A 13,898-nucleotide genomic window follows, 5' to 3' on the forward strand; every position below is an offset into this window, starting at 1 on the left:
TTCGATTGCCGGTCCAAGTTAGCGATCGTCACGCAATGACGGCTTTCGGCTCCAGAAACGCCTCGAGGCCGAACACGCCGTATTCACGACCGATCCCTGACTGCTTGAAGCCGCCAAAGGGAGCGAGCGGCTCATGCGGCGCGCCGTTGATGACCACCCGCCCGCTGTCCAATCGATCCGCAAGCGCCTGCATGTGTGCGGAGTCGGTGCCATGCAGATAGGCCTGGAGGCCGTATGGGGTGTCGTTTGCGATGGACACGGCTTCGTCCTCGTCGCGGTAGGCGATGACCGAGAGGACCGGTCCGAAGATCTCTTCGCGTGCGATCCGCATCTGGTTGTCCACGCCGAAAAAGATCGTCGGCTTCGTAAACCAGCCACGATCCAGACCTGCGGGCCGGCCCAGGCCACCCGTCAGGAGACGGGCGCCTTCCTGCGTTCCCAGTTCGATGTAGGACTGGACGCGATCGTACTGCTTGCGGCTGACCATCGGTCCGATCATCGCGTCCGGATCGCTCGGAGCGCCGACCTTGAACGTCTCGATCTCCTGTTTCAGCCTGTCCAGGACGTCGTCGAGCAACTGGTTCGGAACCAGAATACGAGTACCGGCAATGCAGGCCTGGCCACTGTTGATGAAGCCCATCCGCAAAACGGCGGGAATGACAACATTCAGATCTGCATCGTCGAGAATGATGTTTGGACCCTTGCCGCCAAGTTCCAGGGTTACGCGCTTGAAGGTATCAGCCGCGTTGCGTAGGATTTCCCGGCCGACCGCGGTGGAGCCGGTGAAAGTCACTTTTGCGATATCAGGATGCCGGCTGAGTTCCGCGCCGACGACATTGCCATAGCCATTGATGATGTTGAACACGCCTTTCGGCAAACCCGCTTCATGAAGGCACTCCGTCAAGATCTGCGTCTGGATCGCGCTCATCTCGCTGGGCTTGACGACGATGCTCGAACCAGCGGCGATGGCGGTTGCGAGCTTCGAGGTGATGAAGCCGATATTGCTGTTCCAGGGCGTGATGGCCGCGGCAACACCAGACGGCTGCATGACCACCCGCGCGCGGCCCATTCGGCGCTCGAATTCGTAGTCCTCCAGGACGGACGCCATGGTGAGAAAGCTCGAAGCAGCATGAGGAATAGCAAAGCGCGTGAAGGTCTGCGGAGCGCCATATTCGAGCGACATCGCTTCGGTGAGATCGGTAACGTGCGCGGCGACCGCGGCGTTCAAGCGCTTCAGCATATCGATGCGTTCGGCCTTTGACGTGCGTGAGAACGCAGGGAAGGCGCGTTTTGCCGCGGCGATGGCTTCTTGTGCGTCTTCTACGCCGGCAAGCCGGACCGTACCGATCTTCTCTTCAGTGGACGGATCATGAAGATCGCCCGTTTCGGTTCCCTTCGGTGTGACGAACTGACCGTCGATATAGATCTTGTCGATGTTGCGCATGTCTAACTCCTTTCGACTGTCAGGCTTATCTGGCATTTCTCCATTGTCCTGATAAGCTCGCGAAAAGCGCTCAGGCTGATAAGGAGTTACGGACAATGATGCGTGGCTCGCTCGCCGAACTCGAAGCAGTTCTCGCGGTCTCTTCCCGTGGCGGGTTTCGGGCCGCCGCGCGCGAGCTTGGGATCTCGTCGTCCTCGCTCAGCCAGCAGATCGCCGCGCTGGAAGCGCGCATGGGCGTCAGACTATTCAACCGATCGACGCGGAGCGTGGTCCTTTCCGCCGCGGGCGAACAGTTCGTGGCGAGCGTTGGCCCGGCGCTGGAGGCCATTCGCAACGCCGTTGAGCATGTCGACGAGCATCGTGCGGAAGCCACCGGTACCCTGCGCATCAACACGTCGGTCGGTGCGACCCGAATGATCCTGACGCCGCTGATCCTGGAATACATGCGGAGAAACCCGCAGATGGCGGTGGAGATTGTCACGGAGGGCGCGCTGGTCGATGTCAATGCCAAGGGTTTTGACGTGGGGATCAGGATTCGGGAAGCCGTTCCCCCCGACATGGTCGTCGTTCCGATCGGCGACAGCGTCCGTCCGGCCATCGTCGGTTCGGTCGAATATTTCCGGCAGCATGGAAAGCCGCAGGTTCCGGCAGATCTTCAGAACCACGAGTGCATTCGGGCCAGAATGGCGAGCGGCACGCTCTATCGCTGGGAGTTCGAAAAGCGAGGCGAGAGCTTCATGCTCGACGTTCCTGGCAAGCTCACGCTCGATGACAGCGACCTGATGCTCCGGGCGGCCCGCGACGGAGCCGGACTCGCCTATCTGAATGAATGGCAGGTATCAGAGGACGTCGTTGCTGGACGGCTGGAGCAGGTTCTTGCCGACTGGACCCCACCCTATCCGGGGCTCTGCCTCTATTATCCCGGAAGACGAAACATCCCCGCCAAACTGCGGCGGTTCGTCGATCTCATCAAGGACGTTCGGCGCGGCAGCCACGTTGAGAGACCGCCTCAGGACTGAAGAATGTCTCGACAGGACTCCGTAACCCGGAGGTTTGAGCAGGCCTATCCGACTATGCGTTCCGTTACGGAATGAGCTCACCACGCGAAGCGGTTCCAACCACTGTTGCGTGCAGCGTAACGGTGCACTGTCAAACATGAGTATTCAGCCCGCTGATCGCCCGTTGCATCCTTTGCGCATGGATCGGGAACGGACCCGACGTTCAATCACACACCTGCTTTTGCCGTTGACACGCGGTGTGCATCCCTAGCGCGGATCGCAGTAACGAACGGCGTGAGGATAGAATATCTCATGGAAGCCGATGTCCGCGAAGATATTGCTGCAGGGCGACTCGTGCGCATTCTCGAAGACTGGACACCGCCGCTCGTACCGCTGTGCCTCTACTATTATAATCGGCGCAATTCCTCCGCAGCCTTCCAGGCCTTTATCGCGCTTGCGCGCGACTACGCGGCCGGGCGGCTCGCACAGCGTTGAGTCTGCTGCACGTCAGGTGAGGCGCGCCCTGGTCGAGCTAATTTTCAGCCAATTGATCAGTTCCTGCCCCTGCGGCTCCTACGAACCCTTGTGCTCGATAAGGAAAGGGCGTCGCGAGCGGGTGCGGAGCGGGGCTCATTTCTTGGTTCTCGAAGAGGCTGCTTTGGACAGTTCGAGGGCTGTAGTCCCGTGAAGATCAGGGTAATAGAGATAATAACCGGGGAAGGGGCGCACCATGGTGCCAGCAGGCGGATGAGCCGGCTGTCGGCCATCGGCCACAAATACCGTTGTCATGACAACTCCACCAAGGTGTCGAGGAAGGCGCGAACAGCGGGGTTGGACCGACGGCTCGCTGGCCACAGCGCCGTGATGTTGTGCCGGTCGACGGCATAGTCTGCCAGAACAGGAACAAGCGCTTCGCGCTCCACCCAGGAGTTGGCCATGAAGCTGGTTGCCATTCCGATACCTGCGCCAGCGGCAATCAATGCAAGAACGGCCTCGCTTGCATCGACGACGATACCCGAGGATGGCACGACTTCCACCTCCCGATCCCTGATACGGAAGGGCCAGCGGAATAGCTGGCCACTATTTTGGTAGCGCAGATTGACGGTCTCGTGCTCTTCCAACTGGTTCGGATGCTTAGGTGTGGGGTAACCGTCAAGATATTCGGGTGAGGCGTAGCAGCATAGTCGATGGGGCGATAGGCGCCTTGAGAGCAGGCGAGAGTCGGAGAGATCGCCGATCCGAACTGCCAGATCGAAGCCGCCTTCGACCAGATCCACTATGTGATCGCTCAAACGGAGATCTATGTGCACATTTGGATAGAGTCTGCGAAAATGAGGAAGCGCGGGCGCGATAATGTGCAGGCCGATCGGCAAAGATGCTGCTATCCGCAATGTGCCGGCAGGCTCGGTGCGCGCTGCCTTTGCCGCCTGCTCGATATCTTCCGCGTCGCTCAGCAGCCGAAGCGCGCGCTCATGGAGGTCGCGTCCTTCGTCCGTCAAGGTCAGGGAACGGGTCGTGCGCGTAAAGAGCGAAACGCCAAGTTGCTTCTCTAGCCGCTGGATACTTTTGCTGACCGCCGAGGGAGAGATGGACAGGGTGCGGGCCGCCGCGGTGTAGCTTCCGAGCGATCCGGCGCGTGCAAACGCGATTAGCCCCGTCAGTCTATCGATTCCGATTTGTTCCTTCATGGCATTAGTAAAGCGAATTCAACACCGATTATCAATCGTCGTCGACGCGCATATCTTCTGTAATCAAAGCCAATATCCAAGGAGGCAATGGTGACAGAGATAATGAAAGCTGTAAGACTGCATGAATTCGGCGGTCCCGACGTTCTGCTTTGTGAGGACGCGCCCCAACCGGAAATGACCGATCACGACGTTCTCGTCCGGGTCCATGCTGCGGGCATCAATCCGCCCGATCTTTACCTGCGCGATGGCTACCGGGCACTTCCGCCGGAGTGGCAACCCAATCCAACCTTCCCGCTGATCCTTGGCACCGACGTCTCTGGCGTCGTATCGGCGGTCGGCAAGAACGTGTCTGGGTTTCGCGTCGGCGACGAAGTCTATGCGATGGTTCGTTTTCCGGAAGACCTCATGAAGGGCAGCAACGCCTATGCGGAATATGTTTCAGTCCCCGCATCGGAACTGGCGCTGAAGCCCGCCGGGATCGACCATATCCGGGCGGCCGGTGCGCCGATGTCGCTGTTGACCGCCTGGCAGTTTCTGGTGGATCTGGGCCATGATGCGCCGAACCCATTCCAGGCCTTCTCGCATGCACCGGTTCCGCTGGATGGAAAGACCGTGCTGGTGAATGGCGCTGGAGGCGGTGTCGGCCATCTCGCAGTTCAAATCGCAAAATGGAAAGGGGCAAAGGTGATTGCCGTTGCTTCCGGCAAGCACGAGGCGCTTCTCCGCGATCTCGGAGCCGATCGTTTTATCGACTACACCAAGGTGGCTGCGGAAACGGTGGCGAAGGATGTGGATCTGGTACTCGATGCCGTCGGCGGCGCGAATATGGAACGCTTCCTTCCCATCATAAAGCAGGACGGCGCCTTGTATCTCGTCAATCCCTTGGGCTTTTCTGGCCATGGGCAAGCTGCCGAGCGAAAGATCATCGTATCATCGACGCAGGTGCGTTCGAACGGCGCGCAACTCGTAGAGGCCGGCCGCCTCCTTGATGACGGCACCGTTCGCGTGGTGATCGACAGCACCTATCCGCTTGCTGACGCATCTGCAGCCCACCGCCGCGCGTCCGAAGGAAGCATCCAAGGCAAGATCGTGCTGATCGCTGCCTGATCGTTGCGGATGAATGAACACCCCAGATTGCCGAGAGCCTGCAGTCTGGGAGAGGAGAATACCCATGCTTGTCGTAACAGGCTACATGCACGTCAATCCGGCCGACCTGGCGCAGTTCGTGGCAGAACTCAAATTGCTCGCAGTCAGTACGCGCAAGCGTTCTGGCGCCATCGCCTATGATGCTGCCGTTGACGATCCCCAGTCAGGCCGATTGTTGATATCGGAACGCTGGGTGGATGAGGCTGCGCTCAGCGCTCATCTGCGGGCGGCTGATACGATCGCGTTTGTCAGCCGCTGGAACGGCAAAATGCGAGGGGAAATCCGGAAATACGACGCGTCAAACGAACGAGAGATTATGGACCCTTGATACAGCCCCTCGAGATTGGGCGCATAGCCTGACTTTTATCGAAGTGGTTCAGCCGTCTTTAAGTGCCTGAGGTCCAAAGACACTTCCATTTTCCATGGTGGTGTCGATGCGTCGCATTATTGAAAAGTCATTTTTGACTGGCCTGTGCTCGATGCTGGCCTCACTGGCTCTCTCGTTCTGTATCGTGCCATTACTGGGCGGGCAGGTGGTTGGAGCGGGGCTGTTCATGACCATCTTCTGTCCGCTGGCGATATCGATTCCGGCCTCGGCGTTTCACTTTGCCCAGTCCGAGAAGATTCGGCGGGCTGAAGCGGCGACGAAGGAGGTTCTACAGCAGCTCGCAGAAGCCTACGAGGCCCTTCGTCTCCAATCCCGCACCGATGGCCTGACAGGAGTCCTGACACGGAGCGCCTTCATGGAAGAACTGGAGGGTATGAGTGATCGCGGTGTATCCGGGGTCCTGCTGTTTCTAGACCTGGATCATTTCAAGATGATCAATGACCGTCATGGTCATGCAACGGGTGACGAGGCGCTCCGCCTGACCGGCCGAATTCTCTCCCGCTACCAGAGACAATCAGTGTCGCCGGACGCCTGGGCGGTGAAGAATTCGGTCTGTTCCAAAGCGGTCTAACGTTTGAAGAAATGCACACCCGATGTGAAGAGATCCGAGCGGAAATTGCTGCCGTCGTTTTACATGCGGCTTCCGGCTCGCGGGTGCAGATATCGGCGAGCATAGGAGCGTGTCAATGCCCGCCTGGTTTTGACCCGTCCGAGCGCCTGAAAGCCGCGGACGAAAATCTCTATCAGGCGAAATCACTCGGCAGAAACAGGGTCGTTGCATAGGCGACGACGCTGAACCATGGGCTTTTGGAGCGCTGCGACGAAGGCCACTTTTTCTGTGTCGATCGGCTTGATCAAGCGCAATCAATCCCCTTGAACTCACACAGTTGAAGCGCTGGCCGTTCGCGTGTTGGCTCCCCTCTCGACCGGTATCCGCCGAGCGGAATTGCTGCGCGAGGTTCGTCGGGCGGGGCGAATCCAGCCGCGGCGGTGAACTCGAAGACGCGTCAGCTCACTCCGCAGCACGGCCGTCAAACGCTTGACGCGCCTGCTCCACATCATCGACATGCTCAATGGTCCATTCATGGAGCGCCTGAAATGGACCCAGCAGCGAGCGGCCAAGCGGCGTGATGGTGTACTCGACCCCGATCGGCGAGGTCGGAATGATCCGGCGGGAAATAAGTCCATTGCGTTCCAGCCGCCGCAGGCATTGTGTCAGCGCCTTCTGCGTCACGCCCCCAATGTGCCGCTTGATTCCGTTGAAGCGCATCGGGCCCGCATCCAGCACGCTGATCACCATCATCGACCACTTGTCGGCGATATTATCGAACAGCGAGCGGCTGGGGCAGCTTTCATCGAAGTGCTGGCAGACGGACATTGGGTTTCCTCAGCGATACCTAGGCGACTGTAAGTGCGTTCTTGCAACTAAGTAGCAGACGTATACCTATCTCACAAGTTGGGGAGAAATGGCTCTCCTACGACTTCCGCACGCGTGACATTCGCGCCGATACAAATGAAACTATACTAGTTAGGACCTCTCGTGATCCGCTTCTTCTCTCTCCTTCCCCGCCGCCCCGACATCGACCGCCAGCGCTTCCACGACCACTGGCGTCACCCGCACGGCACCCTGGGCCGGCAGATCCCGGGGATGCTCACCTATGTCCAGGCGCACCAGTTTGACACCGACCGCCTCGGCCCGGGGCAGGACCAGTACGACGGTGTCGCCATGCCCTCGTTCGACTCTCCAAAGGCCGCCGGCGCACTGGTCGACGAACCCTTGTTCGTCGATAACATCCGTCCCGACGAGCCGTTGTTCCAGGACCTGCCGAGGGTCATCTTCTTCATTACCGAGGAGGAGGTCATCGTTTCGCGGCCCCCAATTGGCGCCGGAGCCGCGGTTGATCGCCAATGGGACGTGCTGGAGCGGCCGACAAGCATTCATCTCCTTCAGTTCGTGCACCGTGACGGCAATCCCGGTTGGGCGGACGCGGACGACGACGCGCTCGGCCTGCGGATCGGTGCGCTAGGCCACGCGGTGAACCGACCGAGTGTCGAGGTGCATGGCGACGAGCCACCGTTCCTAGGGGCCCGTCAGTTGTGGTGGCCCACACTGACGGCGTTCCAGGACGGCGTGGACGCCGATCGGGCGGCATTCGACGAACTCCTCGCCCGGGCCGGACATTCCGTGACCATGCTGGCGGTCTCGGAGCGTTTCGTGCGCTGAGAGAGCCTGAGCCTGTCATTCTCTATCTACGAGGACGCTGAGCGCTCCAGCCGCGAGCTGGCAGCGTCCTCGACCTTCACCACCGCAGAAGGGCATCTTCATGATCCTCAAGACATACACCCGCATCGTCACGACAGACCTTGAGTCCACCGTGGCAACGCTCAAGGCAGTCCACGGCACCCAGCCCCATCTCTGGCTAAACTATGACCCCGTGACCCTCGTCGGTATTGGCGACGTGCTCGCGATTGGCGGAACGGATGAGGTGCTGGCGCCGATCCGCGGCAGCCTCGGTCCTTGGATCGTGGAGGACATTGACAGCGCCAAGAGCAAGCTCCTTGCAAACGGCGCGTCTGTGATCCGCGACGTAGGAAACATTCCGACCGGACGAATGATGTACATGAAGCATGCCGACGGCAGCGTGGTGGAGTACGTCCAATGGGCGCCTGAATTGGTCGAGCAGCACATTCTGGCACCACTACGCGTCGGGACGCCGGCCTCGCAGATCTGACAGAGAGGGTGCCGTCGAGGATGAGCGGTCCCTACAGCATTCGAGTGGCCCGGCCGCTCCTCCGGGTCGCATTGTTGTAATAGCTCGAGGCCTGCTGAACTGATCGGTGCCTCGATTGCTCCATCGCTTCGGGGAGGGGGATGCCGCGATTGGCCGCTTCTGTCAGATACCCCGACCGCAGTCCGTGCGCCGAAAACTCCGCACTCTCCAACTCGGCCATCTCCGCCCGCTGCTTCAGGATCGCATTGACCGACTGCGGATCGAGCTGGCGCCGCGAGACAGTGCCCCACCGCCCGATCGCCCGAAACACGCTACCCCTGTCGATCTTCGCCGCCACCAGCCAGGCATTCAATGCCTCAACTGGTCGGCCGGTGAGATAGACGAGGTCGTCCTGCCCGTCGGTCGTGGTCTTGGTGCGACCGAGATGGATGGCCAAAGAGGGGAGGGGAGGGCCGTCGGGCACCTCGATGGGCGCCTCGACCGAGAGCTGCTCGACGCGCAGTCCGGCGATTTCGCTGCGCCGGCGGCCGCCGGAGGCAAAGGCGACCATCAGGATGGCGCGGTCCCTGACATCACGCAGGCTGTCGGTCACACAGGTGGCGAGAAGCTTTGCCAAAATATCGCCGGTCACGGCTTTCGCGCTCTTGCGACGGCGCTGCCTCGGGACGGCGCGCACCGCCAGGCGGATCGCTTGTTTAAGGGCAGGGGAGGCGAAGGCGCCAGAATGTCCTCGCCACTTTGTCAGCGTCGACCAGCTGGCCAGCCGCCGGCGCACCGTATCCGGCGCATGCGGGCCGATGGATTTTAGAAACCCCTGGCGCCGGAGCTTGTCGTCGACATCATCCGGCATGCCATGATCGGGGTCGTTCGCTCGCTTCTCAGGATCCCACAGATGATGGGCGACGAATTTCAGCAGCAGCGCCTCGGGCGCCGGCCAGGGCAGCGAGTGGCCGGTCGCGGCCAGCCCCCAGGCTTCGAGATAGGCGAGATCGGAGGTGAGAGCCCGCAGGGTATTGTCGCCCATGCCGCGCTCGACGAGATGTTTGAGCGTTTCGACATCCTGGTCGGTAAGCAATTCCGCCAGTTCGTCGCGGCGCTCCATCGGCAACACGGCGGCAATGGTGTCGAGTTCTTCGGCGCGGCGCTCGACGGCGGTCAGGGACTGTTTAGCTTTGGCCACGCGCGCTCCAAAATCGCTGTATTCGGCGGCCTTCAGGGCCGTGATTTGCCCCGATTCTTTCCGATTTGCGACTCGAGATCAACTACCATCGATAAGCAGTACTTATCGATGGTTAGAACCACAACTCCCAATCATACCATGTGAGGAACCACAATATTCATATAGAGTTCTTTTAGCAAATCATTTACCGTGATTTCAATGGCTTACGATCTCGCTAAATTCAGCATGACAGCGCTTTTGGAGCCGGCTTTTCGCGCCGGCATCGCACTGGCGCGTCTCGACGAGCGCATCGCCCGCTCGACCGTCGGCCAGGGTTGGATCGAACGCCAAAATTTTGCCGACGCCTGCGCCTCGCTGTGGATCGACGGCGAACTCGTCCATCTCGAAGACCTCGTCCTCCACGACGCCACCCGCGACATCCGCACCCCCACCCACGAACTCTCCATCGCCCGCGACGTGTTGCGAACTCGCCGGCGTATTGCCGCGCAGTAGCCAGATTGGGCTTTGTCAGCGGAGGGTATCCGGTCTTTGCGACAGACCTCGGAAATCACATCGGCCGGCGCGGGTGAGGCGGAGCCGGCCGGCGTCACGCGTCGCGCAGTCGCGGAAATGGATCAGGAAGGGGAGGGGGAAGATGACGGTGACGGCGTCAGTATCCCGGGCGTCGATATCGCCGCCATTGATGCGACGCTGGCGCGATCGTCGGCCGCGATTGAGGACGCAGCGCGACCCGGCCGCGCCAGCGTGGCCGAGAAAGATCCGATGATCTATGATCTCGACTGGGACGAGGATTCAAGGCTCGACGAATGGCGCGCCGTACTACGCCAGGCCGAAAATCTACCGACGGCGATGCAGGCGATCGTCGCCCTCGACGCCTGGAATGAATTGTCCGTGCTGCAGCACGCGCCCTGGCTCGGCCGGTTGTTTTGCGCCGCGATCCTGCGCCAGGCCGGCATCACCACCGCCCCCATGTTGCCGCCATCAATCTGGGCCTCAAAACAATTCCCGTCGATCGGCGCCGGCATCGTGACCGGGAGACGAGATTGCTCGCCATCGCCCACGGTCTGATTGTGGCCGCCGAGATCGGCATGAGAGAGCATGACCGACTGACGCTCGCGAGAACGATGATGGACCGAAAACTGCAGGGGCGTCGGACGTCGTCAAAACTGCCAGAACTGGTCGAGCTGGTGATGGAACGCCCTCTCGTGTCGGCCGGGATGGTGGCGAAAACGCTCGACGTCACGCCGCAGGCGGCGCGGCGGATCGTTTTGGAACTCGGCCTTCGAGAGATGACGGGGAGGGGGAGGTTTCGGGCGTGGGGGATCCTGTAGGCACTTTTAAACAAAAAGCGAGATTGACGGCGGACCCCGGGGCCTCGCGCCTGGTTGATGTGCGGTTTTCCGTTAAATGCGGTGATCAAGATGAAGTCATGACGAAACCTGGATTGAAACCCGCAAAGTCGCCCTGATGATGTAAAGCAACGCGGTGCTCGAGGCTGAGGAGATTTATGTCGATCATTTGGTTCAGAGGACCACCATGGAGCAGCCGGAGCACCTCTGACAAAGCCAAGGTGGCTGCCACCGACCCCACGAACGGTGCGCCCACTGCCTTTCCTGCCAGCAGAGTCATGCCACAGCGGTCAAGTACGCCATCTTCCATAATTTTGGTGTAAGCTGGCCGAGCCTCGACTTTTTCGCCTTCGTGGTTTTGCTTCCAGATGTCCGAGGCACTACGCCGACCCGGCAACACATGCAGCCTCATGGTCCGGAAATCCCGATAGCCACGGCCGAGCCCGGCTTCGACAATCAGATCGAACCCGACTTGGTCCAAAGCTCGCCGTCCGGCGGCGTTGTCTAAACCACAAAGCGCCACCGCAGGTTCATCCGGCTGACGCTTGAAATCTGCCGCGAACAATCGCTCCTGCAGAGAGGTCGTGAAACCCCGTTGCTCCGCCCATGCCGCCATCACCCGCGTCTTCTTCTGACCGACCATGGTGGCGTCCGTAAGAATGGAGGTGCTTGTCGTCGACTCGGTAATCACGTCGACATCCTGAAGGACAAGTTTTACCGCTGAAGGGTCCTGGTAGGGCAGGAGTCCAAGACCCCACAGATAGGCTTGGCCCAGATGGCCAAGGCCGATCAACCACAGACGCGACGGCAGGTAGGTCAATGCCGGTTCGCTTTCATCCGATTGCAGCCAGTCTACGTCCGAGCCCGGGCGCCATAGCGAAAGCCCGACCGGACGTCGTCCGACCGCGGACGAGCCGCCACTCACGTAGAGGAATGCTTCATTCACGGCGAGACCTGCTGCAAGCATTCCTGCTAACGGCATAGTGCTGCCGCCGGTCGGAGAAAGCTCGGAATGAATCGGCAATATTCCGCCGCGCCAGCCGGCCGTCGCCGTTCGGATGCAAAAACCTCTGCGCCGCTCACGTGCAGGTCCACCGATTACGATCGTCGGTGTTTCGCCCGGCATGGCGCCGGGCGTGCCGCCCAGTGCCACAACAGCATCGGCCAAGGTCCGCCCGCGGGGCATTGCCAGCGACATTGGCGTTTCCAGTAGACCGCTAACCGAAACCCCGCCCAGGAAAACCCGATGACCAAGGGCGATAGTTGTCAGCAACGCGGCCTGCTGTACCGGGTCGGCGGCTGCGGCAGGATCGATCTCAATGGCCAGCCGATAGCCTTGAAACAGGGCCTTTGCCTCCTCGACGCTGGCGGCTGTGCCACTGTCAATCGCATGTTTAATCAGCCGGTGAAGGGAGTCTGCCGAAATCTGTGTGGTCATGGTGTGTTCCTTGCTAAATCAATCCGATATGGAAGAAACTGGGGCGCTCCGATGCTGGCACCGCCTGCCATTGCTTGCTTCCGAGATAGCGGTAGATGCCGATACCGGATCGCGGCTGAGCGCCAATCGCAAAATCGGGGAGGATCAGGGCGATATGCCCGGCACGCGAGATCATGGGATGATCGCGATCGGAATTGCTCTGCCCGGAACCCTGCGGATGGACATGAACATCGGCCACGACCGTCAGGCCGCGCGCCTTGCAAATCGCCCAGAGGTCACTGAAATACCGCCCATTGAAACGGACGATGCCGCTGTCGAGCGAATGCGGGTCGAGATCGTCGTAGAGGACGAAATCGACGATGCGCGCTGCGGTGCCCTCGCGATACCCGAGCAGGAATGCACCACTTTCGCGGCTGCAATCGCGCCCGCGCTCGCGCAACCTTGTCTTCAGGCGACACCACAGAAACCAGGAACAGGACAGCTCATGCTGCGGGGCGAAGAAGCGGCGCATAGTCGCGAGAGTGAAGTAGTTCATGGACAAGCTCCAGGTATTGGACGATCCCATCGGCGGGGCGCCAGATTTTCGAGGGCATTTCGGAACGCCAGTTGTCATGTCCGACAAAGCTTTCGCGATCACAGGGCAGGTAAAGGGCAGTGCCGTTCTTCCAGTCAGTCCGAAAGACTGCGGACACACGACCACCTTGGCCGCGCGGCCAGAGATCGAATGCAAGAATCTGATTGGTGCTCGTGTCCCACGGGCCGCCAGTCGGCGGGCTCTGCGGATAACCGGCACAGTTCAGTCGCAGCACATATTCACGATCATCTTTGGCCATCACGCCGATGAGGGCGAACGGCCAAGTTACTGAAATGAGCCGCCAGCGGCCCTCCGCCTGCCCGAGCCGGAACGTGGCTTTCGCCACGTCCGTCTCCAAGGCACGCTGATCCGGCCCGATCATGCGGCGTCCTCCGGCGAACCGTTCACACGCTCGTCAGGGACGAGATCGAAGGCGAGAGCGCAGACCTTGCCGTCGGTCAGCGCACCGATGTGCGTTCCGGGCGCCGGACGATCGTGGGTGCCGGCGATCTGCAGCACGTGCTCGCCGGCTTCGTCCTCGGACATGCCGAACTTCTTCTCGGCTGCCCAATGCTTCACGCGTGCGACCGTCGCGCTCGGCGAAAAACGGCGTTCGGCCGTCTCGCCGTTAAACGTGACCGTCACCTCGACATGACGGCAGTGGTGGAGGTGGAGCTTCAACCCCTTGGGGTCGGCGCGCTCCTTGATGAGGATGGATTCGTCGAGCGGCTCGTCCTCATCTTCGAGGAACAGCAGTGCGCCGTGGGTTGCCCCATGCTTCTCGACGAGGATGGTCTTGAGGGCGGAGAACGCGGCATCGGGTTCGATCTCGATATGCGCGATCTCGCCGATGCCTTCGCCCTGGTAAAAGACGTCAATGGCTTTCATTATCTGCACTCCGGGGATTGAAGTGCGAGGCCCTATTGCCTGGCTTCGTCCCTTACCTCCTTGATCGCCAGCA

General features: G+C 60.6%; 17 protein-coding genes and 1 pseudogene. 9 read left to right on the forward strand and 9 right to left on the reverse strand.

Annotated elements, in window-relative coordinates; translation table 11 throughout:
• Positions 1-28: 28 nt before the first annotated feature.
• Positions 29-1,444, reverse strand: coding sequence for an aldehyde dehydrogenase family protein (locus FHT93_RS21050; RefSeq protein WP_183849218.1), 1,416 nt, complete (start codon positions 1,442-1,444; stop codon positions 29-31).
• Positions 1,445-1,542: 98 nt separating this feature from the next.
• Between FHT93_RS21050 and FHT93_RS21055 the strand changes: the two genes are divergently transcribed.
• Positions 1,543-2,463, forward strand: coding sequence for a LysR family transcriptional regulator (locus FHT93_RS21055; protein ID WP_210299375.1), 921 nt, complete (start codon positions 1,543-1,545; stop codon positions 2,461-2,463).
• A gap of 255 nt (positions 2,464-2,718) precedes the next feature.
• Positions 2,719-2,937: a LysR substrate-binding domain-containing protein gene (locus tag FHT93_RS21060; RefSeq protein ID WP_348649799.1), complete on the forward strand. Its 219-nt coding sequence runs from the start codon at positions 2,719-2,721 to the stop codon at positions 2,935-2,937.
• Between the two features lie 135 nt (positions 2,938-3,072).
• Here the strand turns inward: FHT93_RS21060 and FHT93_RS21065 are convergent, their stop codons facing one another.
• Both FHT93_RS21065 and FHT93_RS21070 read right to left on the reverse strand, forming a co-directional pair.
• Positions 3,073-3,231 carry a hypothetical protein gene (locus tag FHT93_RS21065; RefSeq protein ID WP_162709978.1) on the reverse strand — a complete coding sequence of 53 codons (159 nt, stop codon included), beginning with the start codon at positions 3,229-3,231 and terminating at the stop codon, positions 3,073-3,075.
• Positions 3,228-4,130, reverse strand: a complete 903-nt coding sequence (locus FHT93_RS21070; RefSeq protein ID WP_112542205.1) for a LysR family transcriptional regulator — start codon at positions 4,128-4,130, stop codon at positions 3,228-3,230. Before FHT93_RS21070 ends, FHT93_RS21065 begins: the two co-directional genes overlap by 4 nt.
• Before the next feature lie 90 nt (positions 4,131-4,220).
• On the opposite strand from FHT93_RS21070, the gene FHT93_RS21075 reads away from it, so the two are divergent.
• The 4 genes from FHT93_RS21075 (at position 4,221) to FHT93_RS35930 (ending at position 6,447) form a co-directional block, all read left to right on the forward strand.
• Complete coding sequence (locus tag FHT93_RS21075; protein ID WP_112542221.1) at positions 4,221-5,237, forward strand: NADP-dependent oxidoreductase; 1,017 nt, start codon at positions 4,221-4,223, stop codon at positions 5,235-5,237.
• Positions 5,238-5,301: 64 nt separating this feature from the next.
• Positions 5,302-5,604 carry a putative quinol monooxygenase gene (locus FHT93_RS21080; RefSeq protein ID WP_112542206.1) on the forward strand — a complete coding sequence of 101 codons (303 nt, stop codon included), beginning with the start codon at positions 5,302-5,304 and terminating at the stop codon, positions 5,602-5,604.
• Between the two features lie 106 nt (positions 5,605-5,710).
• A complete protein-coding gene (locus FHT93_RS35925; protein ID WP_281413569.1) occupies positions 5,711-6,235 on the forward strand; it encodes a GGDEF domain-containing protein in 525 nt (174 codons plus the stop codon).
• The gene (locus tag FHT93_RS35930) at positions 6,217-6,447 is read left to right on the forward strand and encodes a diguanylate cyclase (RefSeq protein ID WP_281413463.1); all 231 of its coding nucleotides are present in this window, start codon (positions 6,217-6,219) and stop codon (positions 6,445-6,447) included. Before FHT93_RS35925 ends, FHT93_RS35930 begins: the two co-directional genes overlap by 19 nt.
• A 229-nt stretch (positions 6,448-6,676) precedes the next feature.
• Here FHT93_RS35930 and FHT93_RS21090 read toward each other — a convergent pair whose 3' ends face one another.
• A complete protein-coding gene (locus tag FHT93_RS21090; protein ID WP_112542207.1) occupies positions 6,677-7,042 on the reverse strand; it encodes a helix-turn-helix domain-containing protein in 366 nt (121 codons plus the stop codon).
• Positions 7,043-7,204: 162 nt separating this feature from the next.
• Here FHT93_RS21090 and FHT93_RS21095 point away from each other — a divergent pair, with 162 nt between their 5' ends.
• Positions 7,205-7,888, forward strand: a complete 684-nt coding sequence (locus tag FHT93_RS21095) for an EthD domain-containing protein (protein ID WP_183849220.1) — start codon at positions 7,205-7,207, stop codon at positions 7,886-7,888.
• A 100-nt stretch (positions 7,889-7,988) separates the two neighbouring features.
• Entirely contained in the window at positions 7,989-8,396 is a 408-nt protein-coding gene (locus FHT93_RS21100) for a VOC family protein (protein ID WP_112542209.1), read from the forward strand.
• Between the two features lie 31 nt (positions 8,397-8,427).
• Here FHT93_RS21100 and FHT93_RS21105 read toward each other — a convergent pair whose 3' ends face one another.
• Positions 8,428-9,576, reverse strand: a complete 1,149-nt coding sequence (locus FHT93_RS21105; protein ID WP_183849222.1) for a tyrosine-type recombinase/integrase — start codon at positions 9,574-9,576, stop codon at positions 8,428-8,430.
• A 189-nt stretch (positions 9,577-9,765) separates the two neighbouring features.
• On the opposite strand from FHT93_RS21105, the pseudogene FHT93_RS21110 reads away from it, so the two are divergent.
• Positions 9,766-10,907, forward strand: a pseudogene (locus FHT93_RS21110) (RHE_PE00001 family protein).
• A gap of 85 nt (positions 10,908-10,992) precedes the next feature.
• Here FHT93_RS21110 and FHT93_RS21115 read toward each other — a convergent pair.
• From FHT93_RS21115 to FHT93_RS21130, 4 genes are read right to left on the reverse strand one after another with little or no spacing between them, the layout of a single operon-like run.
• Positions 10,993-12,363 (reverse strand): thiamine biosynthesis protein ThiF, encoded by a 1,371-nt coding sequence (locus FHT93_RS21115; protein ID WP_183849224.1) that lies wholly within the window; start codon positions 12,361-12,363, stop codon positions 10,993-10,995.
• Positions 12,364-12,376: 13 nt separating this feature from the next.
• Positions 12,377-12,898 carry a hypothetical protein gene (locus tag FHT93_RS21120; RefSeq protein ID WP_183849226.1) on the reverse strand — a complete coding sequence of 174 codons (522 nt, stop codon included), beginning with the start codon at positions 12,896-12,898 and terminating at the stop codon, positions 12,377-12,379.
• Complete coding sequence (locus FHT93_RS21125; RefSeq protein ID WP_183849228.1) at positions 12,846-13,319, reverse strand: hypothetical protein; 474 nt, start codon at positions 13,317-13,319, stop codon at positions 12,846-12,848. The genes FHT93_RS21120 and FHT93_RS21125 overlap by 53 nt, the downstream gene beginning before the upstream one ends.
• Positions 13,316-13,825, reverse strand: a complete 510-nt coding sequence (locus tag FHT93_RS21130) for a hypothetical protein (RefSeq protein WP_183849230.1) — start codon at positions 13,823-13,825, stop codon at positions 13,316-13,318. Before FHT93_RS21130 ends, FHT93_RS21125 begins: the two co-directional genes overlap by 4 nt.
• Positions 13,826-13,898 lie beyond the last annotated feature (73 nt).

Origin of the sequence: Rhizobium sp. BK379 (assembly GCF_014193955.1) — a bacterium.
GTDB lineage: Bacteria > Pseudomonadota > Alphaproteobacteria > Rhizobiales > Rhizobiaceae > Rhizobium.